This is a genomic window from Brevundimonas variabilis, from assembly GCF_014199945.1.
GTDB classification, from domain to species: Bacteria; Pseudomonadota; Alphaproteobacteria; order Caulobacterales; family Caulobacteraceae; genus Brevundimonas; species Brevundimonas variabilis.
Genome location: NZ_JACHOR010000002.1, coordinates 292026 through 306728, shown reverse-complemented (window position 1 = coordinate 306728; position 14703 = coordinate 292026). Strand labels below are relative to the sequence as shown.

General features: G+C 63.7%; 12 protein-coding genes. 3 read left to right on the top strand and 9 right to left on the bottom strand.

Translation table 11 applies throughout. The features are described 5' to 3' along the window. Nucleotides 1–24 precede the first annotated feature (24 nt). Complete coding sequence (locus GGR13_RS06160) at nucleotides 25–396, bottom strand: hypothetical protein (RefSeq protein ID WP_183212622.1); 372 nt, start codon at nucleotides 394–396, stop codon at nucleotides 25–27. 186 nt (nucleotides 397–582) lie between these two features. Between GGR13_RS06160 and GGR13_RS06155 the strand changes: the two genes are divergently transcribed. Together GGR13_RS06155 and GGR13_RS06150 are read left to right on the top strand one after the other, a co-directional pair. Further along, a complete protein-coding gene (locus GGR13_RS06155) occupies nucleotides 583–1077 on the top strand; it encodes a DUF411 domain-containing protein (protein ID WP_221230442.1) in 495 nt (164 codons plus the stop codon). Continuing rightward, nucleotides 1077–1418, top strand: a complete 342-nt coding sequence (locus GGR13_RS06150; RefSeq protein WP_183213108.1) for a YnfA family protein — start codon at nucleotides 1077–1079, stop codon at nucleotides 1416–1418. Before GGR13_RS06155 ends, GGR13_RS06150 begins: the two co-directional genes overlap by 1 nt. A gap of 1878 nt (nucleotides 1419–3296) precedes the next feature. On the opposite strand, the gene GGR13_RS06145 is transcribed toward GGR13_RS06150, so the two are convergent. Next, nucleotides 3297–4724 (bottom strand): tyrosine-type recombinase/integrase, encoded by a 1428-nt coding sequence (locus tag GGR13_RS06145; protein WP_183212621.1) that lies wholly within the window; start codon nucleotides 4722–4724, stop codon nucleotides 3297–3299. A 282-nt stretch (nucleotides 4725–5006) separates the two neighbouring features. Between GGR13_RS06145 and GGR13_RS06140 the strand changes: the two genes are divergently transcribed. Beyond that, nucleotides 5007–5642 (top strand): TetR/AcrR family transcriptional regulator, encoded by a 636-nt coding sequence (locus tag GGR13_RS06140; RefSeq protein ID WP_183212620.1) that lies wholly within the window; start codon nucleotides 5007–5009, stop codon nucleotides 5640–5642. Here GGR13_RS06140 and GGR13_RS06135 read toward each other — a convergent pair. The 7 genes from GGR13_RS06135 to GGR13_RS06105 form a co-directional block, all read right to left on the bottom strand. Next, the gene (locus GGR13_RS06135; RefSeq protein WP_183212619.1) at nucleotides 5639–6397 is read right to left on the bottom strand and encodes a prepilin peptidase; all 759 of its coding nucleotides are present in this window, start codon (nucleotides 6395–6397) and stop codon (nucleotides 5639–5641) included. The two genes, GGR13_RS06140 and GGR13_RS06135, sit on opposite strands and share 4 nt — an antisense overlap. Nucleotides 6398–6406: 9 nt before the next feature. Continuing rightward, entirely contained in the window at nucleotides 6407–8296 is a 1890-nt protein-coding gene (feoB, locus tag GGR13_RS06130) for a ferrous iron transporter B (protein WP_183212618.1), read from the bottom strand. Then, nucleotides 8296–8577 (bottom strand): FeoA family protein, encoded by a 282-nt coding sequence (locus GGR13_RS06125; RefSeq protein ID WP_183212617.1) that lies wholly within the window; start codon nucleotides 8575–8577, stop codon nucleotides 8296–8298. The genes feoB and GGR13_RS06125 overlap by 1 nt, the downstream gene beginning before the upstream one ends. A 59-nt stretch (nucleotides 8578–8636) precedes the next feature. Then, nucleotides 8637–11858 carry an efflux RND transporter permease subunit gene (locus tag GGR13_RS06120; RefSeq protein WP_221230516.1) on the bottom strand — a complete coding sequence of 1074 codons (3222 nt, stop codon included), beginning with the start codon at nucleotides 11856–11858 and terminating at the stop codon, nucleotides 8637–8639. After that, on the bottom strand, nucleotides 11858–13000 hold the full coding sequence (locus tag GGR13_RS06115) for an efflux RND transporter periplasmic adaptor subunit (RefSeq protein ID WP_183212615.1): 1143 nt from the start codon (nucleotides 12998–13000) through the stop codon (nucleotides 11858–11860). Before GGR13_RS06115 ends, GGR13_RS06120 begins: the two co-directional genes overlap by 1 nt. Before the next feature lie 129 nt (nucleotides 13001–13129). Next, on the bottom strand, nucleotides 13130–13897 hold the full coding sequence (locus GGR13_RS06110; protein WP_246347716.1) for a hypothetical protein: 768 nt from the start codon (nucleotides 13895–13897) through the stop codon (nucleotides 13130–13132). Between the two features lie 2 nt (nucleotides 13898–13899). Next, on the bottom strand, nucleotides 13900–14664 hold the full coding sequence (locus GGR13_RS06105; RefSeq protein ID WP_183212614.1) for a class II aldolase/adducin family protein: 765 nt from the start codon (nucleotides 14662–14664) through the stop codon (nucleotides 13900–13902). Nucleotides 14665–14703: the final 39 nt, after the last annotated feature.

Here is a 14703-nt window from a genome sequence, read left to right as displayed (position 1 = left end):
GCGCGGCCGGTCGGCCGCGTCGGATCAAAGGATCGCGCGTGTCCGTTTCGGAGGGTATTCGGGCCCGTCGAGCCCGACGTCTTCCAAGGGTTGACTTTGGCCGAAGCTGTGCTTGGCCAAGCCGACCAGGGTCGGCTGTCCCGCGGCGCTCAGGGCGGGCGAGGTCGAAGGCTTCTCCACGCCGCTGTGGTGGTGTCCGGTCGGCTGCCCGTCCTGTTCCTGGTCAGGCGCTTCCGGCGCGGTTTCGGCCGGTGCGACATGGGTGTGGGCGTGACCATGGTCGTCGTTCGCCACCATGGAGACCGGTGGCCACCCCGACGAATGCCCGACCTCGTGCTGAGCCTGTGCGGACGCGTGCACGCTCAGTGCCGCCACAAGGGCGATACACAGCGACACGCAGAATGTCCGAATCGATGGCGGCAAAAGAACTCCTGCGATCCGACTATCTCGCCCCGGTGCGAATTTCAACGAGGCAGCAGTCTTTGAGGCCCATGCTGCGACCTCCTCGCGTCCTTTTAGGCCCGGACGGGATCGACGGCAGGGATCGCCGGCGTGCTAGATTGTGCTGATGGAGCTTTTGACATGATCTCTCTGCCTGACGCCCCTCTCGTACCGTGCCGTCGATCCATGATCCTGGCCCTGCCGGGTATGGCCTTGGCGACGTCGGTTCTGGCCACACCGGCTTTCGCGGCTCAGGCGACTATGGCCATCACCGTCTACAAGACCCCCTGGTGCGGATGCTGCGGGGCCTGGGTCGAGCATATGACGGGGGCCGGATGGACGGCGACGGTGCGCGAGCTCGAAGACCTGGCTCCCGTTCGCCGCCGATATGGCGTGCCCGACGCCCTGGCGTCCTGCCATACGGGAGTGGTCGGCTCCTATGCGGTCGAGGGGCATGTGCCGGCCGAGGACGTGGCGCGGCTCGTCCGCGAACGCCCCGACGCCTTCGGCCTGACGGTGCCCGGCATGCCGCTCGGGTCCCCGGGCATGCCCGCTCCGGCCGGTCGCGCCCAGGCCTTCCAGACCTTGCTGATTCTGAAGGACGGCACCACCCGGGTGTTCGCCCAGCACGGATGATGCCCTCCGCGATCTCGCCGACGACGCTGGCGGTCTATTTCGGCGCGGCGTTCGCCGAGATCGCCGGCTGCTACGCTTTCTGGGCATGGCTGCGTCTGGGCAAGTCGGTCGCATGGGTCGCGCCAGGCGTGGTGTGCTTGGCGATCTTCGCCTGGCTGCTGACCCGGGTGGAGGTTGAGGCCGCCGGACGGGCCTATGCCGCCTATGGCGGTGTTTACATCCTGTCGGCCCTGGTCTGGCTGTGGCTGGTCGAAGGCAGCCGCCCCGACCGTTGGGACCTCGGCGGTGCCATGCTGTGCCTGATCGGCGCGGGCGTCATTCTGTTTGTGCCGCGCTCCTGACCTGAAGCTTCGCATAGCAATGTCGGCTGCGGGACGAAGACGGCGATGACGGTGCCGGTCAGCCGCCGCCTGAAGCGAAGAAGTCAGACATTCGGCCAGGCCGTGCTGCAGCAGGAGCGTCCGCTTCTCGGCTGCTCGGCGAAGACCGAACGCGACCCCTTAGCGGACCTCAGACGATCTGCTCAGCGTCACGGGCAGTGCGCGCCCTTGCTGGAACCTCGATCCTCCCGGAGCGCTCGGATTACATGAGACGGTCAACCCCCATTGCGTTCCTTGTCCTCGCGGCGTGTTCGCAGGACCCTGTGGACGGAGGTACCAGAGTTGGGGAGCCCGCCGCGGTCATCGAAGCTCCACAGAGCGTGCCGCCTGCGACCGCAAAGGCAGATACGCCGGGCTCCGTCGTCGCAGAACAGCCAAAATTGGCGGTCGAAAGCGAAGGGTTGAGCTGGTTCCTACCGCCTAATGGGTCTGCGCGACCACTGTCATTCGGCGAACCCGAAGTAGACGTCCTGGCCTCGCTCGAACGCGTCAGGGGACCGGCTGGCAAGGGCGTGAACCAGGACTGTGGCGCGGGACCGGTCCAGTACGCAAACTGGGCGGATGGGCTGAGCTTGGTTTTCCAAAACGGTGAGTTCGCTGGTTGGGGGTTAGATCAACGCGCCGCCGGTGCCATTGCGACCGCGAACGGGGTCGGACCGGGCACTACGCGAAGGGAACTGGCTGCTTCATTTGGCTCGGTGACGTTCCAGGATACCAGTCTCGGCGTAGAGTTTGCGGCGGGAGACATATTCGGACTTCTGGATGGAACAGGTCCTGAGGCAAAGATCACACACATGTGGGCGGGGGTGAGCTGCGTCGCTCGGTAACTCCGAACTGTCCGCTGACCACCCCTAAGTACCGTTGCCTTAAGCATGACACACCGCTTCGCAGCGGCAAGACTGGCAATGCCGGAAGTCGATGGGGTTTCGCGATCCAATATGGGCCTGGATTCGACGTTTGGCCGTACACCTCACGGACAGCGTACATACTCCGTCAGTTGGCGCCGTCCCTCTTCCTCATCATCGTGGACAACGAGATATCCACTCGCCTGCAGAGTGAAGTCCTTCCGTGCACGCGTTGGCTTATCGGCATAGGTCGTGTCGAAAGTCGCGTCGATCGTGGTCTCAGTTCGACTGTGTACTTCAATGATCCGTCCTCCAGCTTCGAAAAGCGAATAACCATCGGCATTGATCGACAGAACTTTGCCGAAATTTTGATTTGATTGGGACGTTTGATTGCAGTCTTCTGTCAATGGAGCACGAGCAAGATCATTCTGCCGTCATTGGCCGCGAACAGCCTCCGGCATGGACCGAATTAAGATAGATCGCTCGCTCGTAGCTGAAGGCGGCGGGTCGCCAACTCGACCAGACCCGGCATCGGGTTCGGCGGATGCTGATATTGCTGTAGGCAACTCGGGCGGACCGGACGGGCTTTTCTCCGCATCGCCAGTCTGGGAACACCCGCCAAGCAAAACGACAAATACCGAGAAGCTGAGCAGCACTCGCATAAAGCTTACCTCACAAAGCACCGCTGAGAAACGAGCGGATGGGCAATTCGATGCTGACGAGTAATGGTGGCTCACAAGGACTAGGCCGAGCGCTCCACGAAGTCGCGCGGCTCGCGCTCAGGACGGGCTGAAATGTGTGGTCGGCTAGGTCCGCTTCCTATCCACCTCGGACGCCTAGCATGTCCGCTGTGTCGAGAGCCTATATCTACCGCAGCTGCCGCCCGATAGCGGACGTGCCCAAAATCTCAAATCGATCAAATTGTGACTTAAGCCAACTGACCGTCACCTCAATTCTGAAACGCCCTGACCGACAAGGCGCGCTTTCTAAGCGCTCAAACGCTAGGTGGTTGCCAGAACTTCAGCTCTGAGAGGGACGAATCTGGACGGCCATCCGTCGTATTGTCGTTGTCCGCTCGCGCAAAGGCTTCCGAGTACAGCGGCCTTGGGCCAGGTCTTCCATCCGGAAGTTCTGTGTCACCGACTATGCGGAGCAGAACCTTGGTCCAGATCTCCAAGGCGCGGCGTTTCTCTGCGACGTAGTCGTTCACGTCGTAGTGGGTCATGGAGACCATCGCGCCACCTCCTGCGTCGATGTGGCCGAGGACTTTGGACCGGATAAAGGGAGACACCCCGCACCGTTCGCTGGTCAAGTTCGTGCTGACAGTCCGTCGCATGTCGTGCAGGGTCGCTTGGCCCAACCCCAAGGCATTCCGCGTTCTCTGAAGCGCCAGCGACAGGCTCATGGATCGAATCGCGCGGTCTTCATGCCGGTTGGTGGGAAAGACATATCGGGGTGCTTGGTCTTGACCCTCGCTGGCCAGGGCAATCGCCTTCCGGATCAAGGCGACGGCGGCGTCTGAAAGGGGCACAATATGCGCACGACCGCCCTTCATGCGTTCGGAGCGAATCCGCCAGACCCGCGCCTCGAAGTCCAATTCCTCGACTTCCATACCCGCGATTTCGGTGCGTCGCTGGCCGAGAAGGAGGACCAGCTTGATCGCGATGCACATGGCTTCGCCGACGTTGGCATAGCCGCCTCCGGGGGCCCGCAGCGCCGCTGGATCGCTGAGGCCGACCCAGAGCGATCGTAGCTCGACATCTTTCCAGATCGTCTCGCGCGGCCTTTCCTCGGCGAAGCGCGAGAAACCAGTCGCAGGGTTAACCTGTACGAGGTCTTCCGAAATGGCATAGTTGAAAATCTGTCTGATGACCGCGTGGGTGCGGTTTACGGTCGTTCGCGCACCCTTAGCGTACTGCGCACGCAGTAGAGCCTTCACCTCCTGCCGGGTGATCGTCGCGAACGGAAGCCGGCCAAGCTGTGGCAGGATGGTCTTGTCCAGCACGCGCCGTTCCTCCCGCATGACGGACGCTCTCTTGGTTTTGCCTTTCGGTCTCCACTCGCCGGACGCGCAGACTTGCTCATAGAGGTCGGCTAGCTGAGCGAATGTCGAGACGCCGTGAGCCGGAGCCGCGCGTTCCTGGCGCTTCTCGGTGGCTGGATCGGAGCCGTGGGCGATCCTGAGGAGATGCTCGGCAGCCAGCGCGCGGGCGTCACGCAAGCTGAGGGTGGAGGTTTTGCCCAAGGTCAGCCGCATCTGGCGTTGGTCGCGCGTGCGATAACGAAGTACCCAAGTCTTCGATGTCGCGCCATTCAGACGCAGGGACAGGCCCGGGGTACGACCATCGGAAATTTCAAACCGTTGGCCAGGTAAAGCTTTGGCTGAAGCAACGCTTCTGTCAGTCAAGTGTCCGTGCGTCATTGCGGACTCCGAAAAGAGGGTCACACCCGGGACACGCCGCGACGAAAATCCGGGGAAAGACATGGATCACTATGAATACATGAAAGTCAATCACCACCTTGGATTTGAACTGTTTGAACAGTCCTGAAATGTCATGAAAACAGTATTCAAAGCCGTTTGTAAACTGGATGTCGCGGGTTCGATTCCTGCAGCCGGCACCATCTTTTCTTCCCGCAATCGAACGTTTCCAAGAGAGGCCACAGCCGCTAGCCTGACGGCCCACGTCAGCCCGTCGGCCTCCCCATGCCTGCACACGCCTCGACCAACAAGCTCGGCCACCGCATCGGCACGCGGGGCGATCGCACGCGCAAGACCATCCTCGCAGCCTCACGCCGCTTGCTGGACCGCAAGCACCTGGGCGAAATCCGCGTTGCAGACGTGGCACTGGAGGCCGAGCTTTCGCCGTCCAATTTCTACACCTATTTCAAGACGGTGGAGGAAACCATTCTGGCGCTCTGTGAGGCGTCGGCCGTGGATTTCCAGCCCCTTTCCCGGCACCTCGACGGGGACTGGTCGGCTGAACATGCGTTCATTGCGGCCCGGGCCTATGTCGTCGATGTTCTTGCCTTCTGGGGTGAGCATGGGCCGGTGCTGCGCGTCGAGCACATGCTGGCCGACAAGGGCGAGCCGGGCTTTGCCGAGGCCCGGATCAAGCGCCTGCGCCGCGTTCATCTCGCGTTCGAGCGCAGGATCGCGACCGCTCATGCCACCGGCTATCACGTCAAGGGCCTGGACCCACGCCTGACCTCCTACGAGGTCGCCAATCTGGTCGAGTCGGTCGCAGCCGGCTTCGACCTGATGAGACGGGGCGATACGCCTGCAGAGGCCATCATCGATACCACGGCCCATATCGTCGTGAAGCTCGTGACAGGCCGCTAGCCGACCCCCAGCGGCCCGTACAGCCATGTCAGCCAGATGCCGACGCAAAGGAAGCTCCCGAACGGCAGTCGATCGGTCCCGCTGACCCTGCCACGCGTGATCAGGAACGTCAGCACCAGACTGAACCCGACCGCACAGGCCCAGAGCAGCACGCTGGGCAGGCCCATCCAGCCCACCCAGGCCCCGGCACCCGCGAACAGGAAGGGATCACCCCCGCCCAGTCCATCACGTTTGCGCACCCGCTTGTAGAGCCAGGCCATGCCCCACAGGAGGGTGAACCCGACGAGAAGGCCAGTCAGCGAATCCAGCGGCCATTCCCGGCTGATCAGAGCGGCTGCGCCCAGCCCTGTCGCCATCAGGGGCCAGGTCAGGATGTCCGGCAGCCAGAAATTCTCGGCATCAACGATGGCGATCAGCAAAAGCTGCCACCCCAGCACTGCACTGGCCCCGATCATCACCCCGTCCGCGCCGGACAGCGCGGCCCAGACCCCGATCCCGCCGGCTGCCAGTTCAATGAGAATGTAGCGCGGCGATACCGGTGACCTGCACCATCCGCAGCGACCCCGTTGAACCAGCCAGCTGAACACCGGCACCAGATGCCAGGGCGCAAGCGGTCGCTCGCAGGACATGCAGCGCGACCGGCCCATCATGATGTCCTCGTCCCGCGGCAATCGCACGGTGACGGCGGCCACGAAACTGCCGATGATCAGACCCAGCAGGCCCATCAGAACGGCAATCACGACAGGATCGGGCATTCTCCGGCCTTAGCCCCCGACGTTGCCACCGCCAAGGGCCAGCGCCACGCGATAGGTCACGAAGGCCCCGAGATAGGCCAGACCGAACATGTAGACGATCATGATCGTCATCCATTTCCACGAGTTGGTTTCGCGCTTCACGACAGCCAGTGTCGGCACGCACTGGGGCGCGAAGACATACCAGGCGAGGAAGGCCAGACCCGTCGCAAGGGACCATTGAGCCGACAGCACCGCGGCCAGGCCTGACATGGCTGTCTCGGCATCCGACACCGCATAGACGGTCCCAAGCGCTGCGACGGCCACTTCGCGCGCAGCCATGCCGGGCACCAGAGCGATGACCATCTGCCAGTTGAAGCCGATGGGCGCGAAGATCGGCTCGAGTGCCCGTCCGATCATGCCAGCCAGACTGTATTCGATGGGCTGCCCGGTTGCGCCGGCCGGCGGATACGGGAAGGTCGATGCCAGCCAGACCAGGATCATCAGCGGCAGGATGATCTTGCCTGCACGCATCAGAAAGATCTTCGCCCGCAGCCAGAGATTGATCAGAACGGACTTGGCGTCAGGCAGCTTGTATGCCGGCAACTCCATCATGAAGGGCTCGACCTGGCCGCGCCAGAAGACGCGGCGGATCACGAAAGACACCGTCAATGCACTCACGATGCCGGCTGCATACAGCCCGAACATCACCAGCCCCTGCAGACTGGCGAAACCCCAGACGGTCTCGTTCGGAATGAAGGCCGCGATGATCAGGGTATAGACCGGGATCCGCGCGGAGCAGGTCATCAGCGGGGCAACCATGATGGTCGTCAGACGGTCCTGGCGGCTGTCGATCGTCCGTGCAGCCATGATCCCAGGGATGGCGCAGGCGAAACTGGACAGCAGCGGGATGAAGGCCCGTCCGTGCAGTCCGGCCCCGCCCATGATCCGGTCCATCAGGAACGCTGCGCGGGCCATGTAGCCGAAATCTTCCAGCAGGATGATGAAGGCGAACAGGATCACGATCTGCGGCAGGAAGATGATCACGCTGCCGACGCCTGCGATCATGCCGTCGACGATCAGACTTTCGAGCAGTCCATCGGGCATGAAGCCTGCCACCACGCCACCAAACAGGGCAAATCCCGCATCGATGCCGTCCATGGCCGGCGCAGCCCAGGCAAAGACGGCCTGGAACATGACGAACAGCAGCCCGAGCAGGATCAGCAGACCGGCGACCGGGTGCAGCAGCAGGGTATCGATCTTGCCGGTCAGCGTATCGGGCCGCTCGGGCGGGCGCACGCAGGTCCGCATGATCCGCTCGGCATCCCTGTGCGCAGCGCGGATTTCGTTGGCGTCTGGCTCATGCCAGGCCCCCTCGCCTTGTGGCAGGACCGTCCCGGCCAGCGCGACCGTCTCGACCTCCGCCAGCAGGTCGGCGATGCCCCGCTTCCGGGTGGCCACGGTCGTGACGATGGGGACCCCCAACGCGCCCCGCAAACGGTCCAGATCGATCCTCAGCCCCTGTCGCTGGGCGATGTCGTACATGTTGAGCGCCAGAACCATCGGTCGTCCGACGGCCTTGAGTTCGAGCACGAGCCGTAACACCAGCCGCAGGTTGGTGGCGTCGGCGACGCAGACCACGACATCCGGCGGTGATTCGCCGGCCAGTCTGCCCAGCACCGCATCGCGGGTCACAGCCTCATCCGGGCTGCGGGCCCTGAGCGAATAGGTGCCCGGCAGGTCCAGGACCGACAGGGTTCGTCCCGACGCCGAGCGAACCAGCCCCTCCTTGCGCTCGACCGTGACGCCCGCGTAGTTGGCCACCTTCTGGTGCGCCCCGGTCAGGGCATTGAACAGGGCCGTCTTGCCACTGTTGGGATTGCCAACCAGAGCGAGCCGGGCCGGCCGAACGGCAATGTCCATTACTCGGCAGCTTCCGCGAACGGCCCATTCAGTTGAATGGTCAGATTGGCGGCTTCGCGGCGGCGCAAGGCGACGGTCATGTCATCGACCCGAAGCGCAATCGGGTCCCTGCGTACAATGCCCTGGTGGATCAGATGCACCTGGGCACCCTCAACGAAGCCCAGTTCGAGCAGGCGCCGCTCCAGTTCGGAATCGTGCTCGCCCATGCGACCTCCACCCACGTGGGTGATGACGCCGCGATCTCCGACCCGGGCCTCGCTCAGCTGGATGACGTTGGACATCGATGCTCACCTTCTTGCTGAAAGTGATTATCAGGCGCGATGGGGTCGCGTCCAGTCTGTTACTCCGCCGCAGCCAGACCCCGGTCGTTCGCGGTGACTTCCTGGGCCTCCCACTCCTCGATCTTGCGGGTCGTGTACTCCGGTGACCGTGTGAAGCGCGCCAGAGCCCCATAGATCACCGGCACCACGAACAGGGTCAGCGTGGTTGCAAAGATCGCCCCCATGAAGATCACGACCCCGATGGTCTGCCGGCTGCCCGCTCCTGCACCCTGCCAGAGCGCCAGCGGCAGGGCCCCGAACGAGGTGGCGATCGAGGTCATGATGATGGGCCGAAGACGCAGGGCCGAACTTTCGATGATGGCCTCGCGGATCGATCGACCCTGGTCGCGCAGCTGGTTGGCGAATTCCACGATCAGGATGCCGTTCTTGGCCGCGATGCCGATCAGGATGATCAGCCCGATCTGGCTGTAGATATTCAGGCTGGACCCGGCCATCAGAAGGCCGAACAGTCCGCCTGCTGCGGCCAGAGGAACAGTGAGCATGATCACGGCCGGGGTAATCCAGCTCTCGAACTGCGCAGCGAGCGCCAGGAAGACGAGAAGCAGGGCAAAGCCGAAGGCAATCCCGACGGCATTGCCGGCTTCCTGCTGATCACGGGCTGCACCGCCGTACTGCACGGCGACCACGCCCTGCGGCTGCTGGGCCACCAGATCGTCGAAGAAGGTGACGGCATCGGCAATCGTCGTTCCGGGGTTCAGATCGGCGCTGATGCTGATGGCACGCTGACGATCCAGACGCCGGCGATCGGGCGTATCGCCCGCAACCGTTGTCTCGACGACCGACGAGAGTGGCACAAGGGCCCCGCTGCCGGCCCCGACGTACAGCGTCTCCAGATCATTCACATTGGTCCGGTTGGCCCGCTCGGTCTGCAGGATCACGTCGTATTCCTGTCCACCGCGCAGATAGGTGGTGGCGCGCCGCGACCCGAACATGGTCTCCAGCGTCCGACCGATCTCCTGCGACGAGACACCCAGCGCTGCCGCCTTCTGCGGGTCGACGTCGACCAGCACACGGGGGGAGTTGGGTTCATAGTTCAGTCGCGGCCGCGACAGGCCCGGGTTCTGCAGGGCCGCCGCAAGTACGGGCTGAAGCCATTGATAGATCTCCGGGTATTCGGAACCTGTCACGATCATCTCGATCGAGTTGGAGTTGCCGCCACCCCGCTGGAAAGCTCCGGGCGTGGAGGCGTTGACCTGGGCGTCCGTCTGTCCGCGCAGCTTTCCATTGAGCTCCTGGGCGATCTCGTCTGCTGTCCGGTCACGTTCGGACCAGTCGGCAAGGTTCAGCACGGCGTTGCCGCCGTTGAATCCGCTACCGCCGAATCCGGGGGCCGAGATCAGGAAGTTGGCCGCCTCCCCGCTTTCCCGGTACTCGGCCAGAATGGGCTCGAGCCCCAGCATGATGTCGCGGGTATAATCGAAACCAGCACCCTCGGGGCCCTGCACGCGCACCTGCACGCGCCCGCGGTCCTCGCCGGGGACCAGCTCGTTCGGCAGGGTCAGGAACATCGCGGCCGCCCCGCCCGCCACGCCCAGAACGACGAGCGAAACTGCGATCACTGCCGCTCGTTTGCCGACAAGGGCACCCAGGGAATTCTCGTAGGAGTTTTTGAGCCTGTCCATGGCTCCGTCGACCTTGCGCGCCATCCAGGTGCCGCCTTCGGCCGGCCGCAGGATCTTGGACGCCATCATCGGCGTGAGCGTCAGGGCCAGGAAAGCCGAGAAGGCAATGGCTGCGGCAATCGCCGCCGCCAGCTCGACGAACAGCCGCCCGACATACCCCGGCAGGAACAGAAGCGGCGCAAACACCGCAAGCAGGACGAGCGTGGTAGCGATAACCGCGAAATACACCTGTCGTGTCCCGCGCTCGGCGGCGACCAGGGGCGGCTCGCCGTGATCCAGACGGCGCTGGATATTCTCGACGACGACAATGGCGTCATCGACAACAAGCCCGATCGCCAGCACGAGTGCCAGCAGGGTCAGCAGGTTGAGCGAAAAACCGAGCGGGGCCAGCACGATGAAGGTGGCCAGCAGGCAGATGGGAGCCACGATTGACGGAATGATCGCCGCACGCAGACTGCCCAGGAAAACGTAATTCACGAAGGCCACGAGCGCCATCGAGATACCGATGGTGATCCAGACCTCGTCGATGGCGTGGGACGTGAAGACCGAATTGTCCGACCCGATTTCCAGCTGGGTACCTGGCGGAAGGCTGGGCCGTACCCGCTCCATCAGGGCCTCGACGCCCTTGGAGATCTCCAGATCGTTGGCTTGCGACTGGCGAGTGACTGCCAGGCCGATCTGGTCAAGGCCGTTGCCGCGGAACAGACGACGATCCTCTTCCGGGGCCTCGACCACGCGAGCCACATCGCCGAGGCGTGTGACGTAGTTCGCGACGGGCTGAAGCGCGCCAGTCGCCGTTGCCCCCGTGCTGCTCGGCGCGAGCGCGGCTCCGCTTCCCGATGCAACCGAGGCCGATCCGGATGTTCCGATCGGCAGGTTGGCGAAGTCTTCGGCTCTGGCGTAGTTACGCGCGACCCTGACCGTGTAGTCCTTGGCAGTCGCTTCCAGCGACCCCGCCGGCAGTTCGACGTTCTGGGTTGAAAGGGCCGTTTCGACGTCCGAGACCGTCAGCCCTCGAGAACCCAAAGCATCTGCGTCCAGCCAGATGCGCATCGCATACCGCTGCTCGCCGTAGATATTGACCGTCGCCACGCCCGGCACGGTGGCGATCTGGTCCACCAGATACCGGTCGGCGTAGTCGGTGAGTTCCAGCCGGTTCATCGTTTCCGACCGGAAGAACAGGATCATGATCGGCTGCGAATCCGCATCGGCCTTGGCGATCTGAGGAGGATCGGCCTGGTCAGGCAACGACCCCTGGGCCCGCGAGACCCGGTCGCGCACGTCATTGGCCGCGACGTCGATGTCGCGGTCCAGCGCAAACTCCACCGTCACATTCGAACGCCCGTCCCGGCTGGTCGAGTTGATCCGCTCGACCCCCTGAATGCCAGCCAGCTGCTGCTCGATCGGCTCGGTGATCCGGCTCTCGATGACCTCCGCCGATGCCCCGGCATAGCTGGTCGAGACCGACACGGTCGGGGGATCGACATCGGGCAGTTCGCGGACCGGCGTAAAGAAGAAGGCCGCCAGTCCCACCACGCAGAGCACGATCGCCGCAACAGCCGCAAAGACCGGACGGCGAACGGAAAGGTCGGAAATCATCATCGCGCGGTACTCCGCGCTGCAGGCGCCGCAGGCGCCGCAGCGGCCGGCGCTGCGCCGACCTGGGCCACGGTCACCGGAGAGTTGGGCTGGATCCGATTGAGGCCAGAGCCCACGACCCGCTCGCCAGCACGCAGGCCGGATACGATCTCGACAAAGCCATTTTCGACCGCGCCGGTCTCGACCTCGACCCGTTGCGCGGTGGAACCTTCCGTGCCGCCCGCGATGCGATAGACGAACGCACCGTCGCCTTCATACTGGACAGCAGCCTCCGGAACGGCAGGCGTCTGGCGCAGGCCTTGTTGCACCGAGACCCGGACCAGCATTCCGGGGCGGATCCGATAGCCGGGGTTGGGGAATTCGGCGCGCGCTGTCACGGCGCGGGTCGTTTCATTGATTCGCGTGTCGATCAGGGCGATTCGGCCCTGGAACGGCTCCTCACCATAGGCATCTGCGGTTGCGGTGATCGGGAGCCCCGTGCGCAGGACATTGATGTACCGCTCCGGCACCGGGAAATCGACGCGGATGGTGTCGATGTCGTCCAGCGTCGTGATGACGGCACCAGGATTGATAAGGGTTCCGGCAGTCACGCTCGACAGACCCAGCACGCCGCTGAAGGGCGCGCGGATCGACCGATCGCCCTGCCGCGCTTCTGCCGCCTGAAGGGTCGCGCGGGCGACCGCAAGTTCAGCCTGATACTGTTCGATCAGCGCTTTGGGCGCGAAGCCTCGCTCACCCAGTTCGGCGTAACGATCATACTGCGTCTGGGCCAGCCCGACCTGTGCCCGGGCCTGAATGATCGCGGCCTCTTCCTCGCGCGCCTGCAGTTGCACGAGCGGTGTCCCGGCTGCAACGCGCTGGCCGTCGGTGAACAGGACGCGGGTAATCAGTTCGCTGGTGTTGGACGTGATGTTGACCGACCGCTCACCTCGAGCGACGCCAAGAACTTCGATCTGGTCGCTGAAGTCACGCGTCGTGACCAGAGCCTCGGATACCTGCTGTGAACGCCCTCCGCCCGGGCCACCGCGACCGCCACCCGCACCCCCCTCATCCTGAGCGAATGCGACGCGCATCACCGCTGCCAGGACCATGAGGCCCAGCAAGACGCCGGCAGCAATGAGGAAGAAATGTCTCTTGATCACGCGGCAGGCTCTCCGGATACGACGGTTGAGCGACGGCTTGGCCTCAAGCCGAACTCGACGCAACTAAAGGCATTGTAACGTCTGCGGTTCCGGTTTCCGTCGCGGGAATCCTTCGCCGATATCTGCTCTTCAGAAACGCCGCCATAGAGCGACAACCGGTCCGATGGCCACCGGTGTCTGTCGCCCCGCGACGGATTGCCGCCAGCCACCCTGCAAACTCCATGAGCCAAGGTGACGGACGACGGAGGTTTCGACCAGCAGCCATCTTGCATTGTCGCCATCCGCGATGCCGCCATACGCCTGTCCGAGCAAGAGCCAGTCGTCTCCGTAGTGGGCGCCAAAAGTGAGTTCACCGCGCGACTCGTCCGCAAGACCGTCCCGCATGCGTCGCGCGACCTGGATGTCAATGAAAGACCGATCAGGCCCCCATTTCCCAGCCCTCGCAAACGAATGCCCTACAGAACTGCGAACTTCCCAGTCACTCTGGCCGACACCCGGTGCCGCATACCCGGCGTTTCGACCGTCGCCTCCATCGGCATAACCGCCGTAGACCGAAACCGCTGTCCGATCGGTACGCCAGACCTGGAGCGTGGCACCGATCTCGATGGGGCCGCGGCCGTTATAGGTGAATGCGCCGTCCTTGCCTTCCTGCCAGTCGCCCTTGACCTGCAGCGTCACCCGATCCGTCAGTCCATATTCCGCAAACAGGCCCACGGACCGGTCAATCCTCACGCCCGGCAGATCGAACCTTTGGCCGCGTTCGTCAAAGCCTTGGCTGGCCTCCATAGGCTCATATTTGACGATGACCTGAGAACGCCCGGCGTCCAGGGTCCACGGCCCCGCCTCGGCTGAACTCGCCGTCATGACGATAAAGCCAAGGACGGCGACGACGCGCATGGTCAGGAATCGTAGCCAGGCAGCTTGCGATCCAGCATCCTGAGAGCGCCTGGCCAGGCCAGACTTGCGATGAAGCCAATTCCCTTGCCCTGCTCGCGCGTCTCGGCCTGGGCTTCATCCGGCGCGATCAAAACGTGCTCACGCCCGCCCGACAGGGCCGCGACCTGCTGGGCACAGGCGCGTTCGAGGAAGAACATCGCAACCCACGCTGCCGCCGCGGTCTGTCCCACCGCCAGAGTGCCGTGGTTCCGAAGCAGCATCAGCGGCTTGTCCCCGAGGTCAGCGACCAGGCGCTCGCGTTCATCGTGGTTCAGCGCCAGACCCTCATAGCCGTGGTAGGCGACCTGATGCTGTAGAAGACAGGCGTTCTGCCCGATCGGCAGCAGGCCCTCCTTCTGGGCAGCCACCCCGACTCCGGCTGTGGTGTGCAGGTGGATCACGAAATGGGCATCCTCGCGCGCCGCATGCACCGCAGAATGGATGGTGAAACCCGCTGGATTGATGAAGCTCTGGGTTTCCTGAACGACGTTACCGTCGAGGTCGACCTTCACCAGGCAGGACGCAGTCATCTCCTCGAAGTAAAACCCGTATGGGTTGATCAGGAAATGATGTTCGGGGCCTTGCACCCGGGCCGAGATGTGGGTGAAGATCATGTCATCCCACCCATGCAGGGCCACCAGCCGGTAGAGGGCGGCAAGCTCCACACGGACCCGCCATTCGTCCTCGGACACCCGCGATTTCAGCAATCCTGATGCACCATCTGCCATCGCGTTCCCCCGTTCACTCGCATTGAAAGTCTTCACCAG

Excerpts from the sequence above, each read along its gene's own strand:
- GGR13_RS06105 (WP_183212614.1), bottom strand. The coding sequence starts at position 14,664 with ATGGCAGATGGTGCATCAGGATTGCTGAAATCGCGGGTGTCCGAGGAC.
- feoB (WP_183212618.1), bottom strand. The coding sequence starts at position 8,296 with ATGGACATTGCCGTTCGGCCGGCCCGGCTCGCTCTGGTTGGCAATCCC.
- GGR13_RS06145 (WP_183212621.1), bottom strand. The coding sequence starts at position 4,724 with ATGACGCACGGACACTTGACTGACAGAAGCGTTGCTTCAGCCAAAGCT.
- GGR13_RS06155 (WP_221230442.1), top strand. The coding sequence starts at position 583 with ATGATCTCTCTGCCTGACGCCCCTCTCGTACCGTGCCGTCGATCCATG.
- GGR13_RS06110 (WP_246347716.1), bottom strand. The coding sequence starts at position 13,897 with ATGCGCGTCGTCGCCGTCCTTGGCTTTATCGTCATGACGGCGAGTTCA.
- GGR13_RS06135 (WP_183212619.1), bottom strand. The coding sequence starts at position 6,397 with ATGCCCGATCCTGTCGTGATTGCCGTTCTGATGGGCCTGCTGGGTCTG.
- GGR13_RS06140 (WP_183212620.1), top strand. The coding sequence starts at position 5,007 with ATGCCTGCACACGCCTCGACCAACAAGCTCGGCCACCGCATCGGCACG.
- GGR13_RS06125 (WP_183212617.1), bottom strand. The coding sequence starts at position 8,577 with ATGTCCAACGTCATCCAGCTGAGCGAGGCCCGGGTCGGAGATCGCGGC.
- GGR13_RS06150 (WP_183213108.1), top strand. The coding sequence starts at position 1,077 with ATGCCCTCCGCGATCTCGCCGACGACGCTGGCGGTCTATTTCGGCGCG.
- GGR13_RS06120 (WP_221230516.1), bottom strand. The coding sequence starts at position 11,858 with ATGATTTCCGACCTTTCCGTTCGCCGTCCGGTCTTTGCGGCTGTTGCG.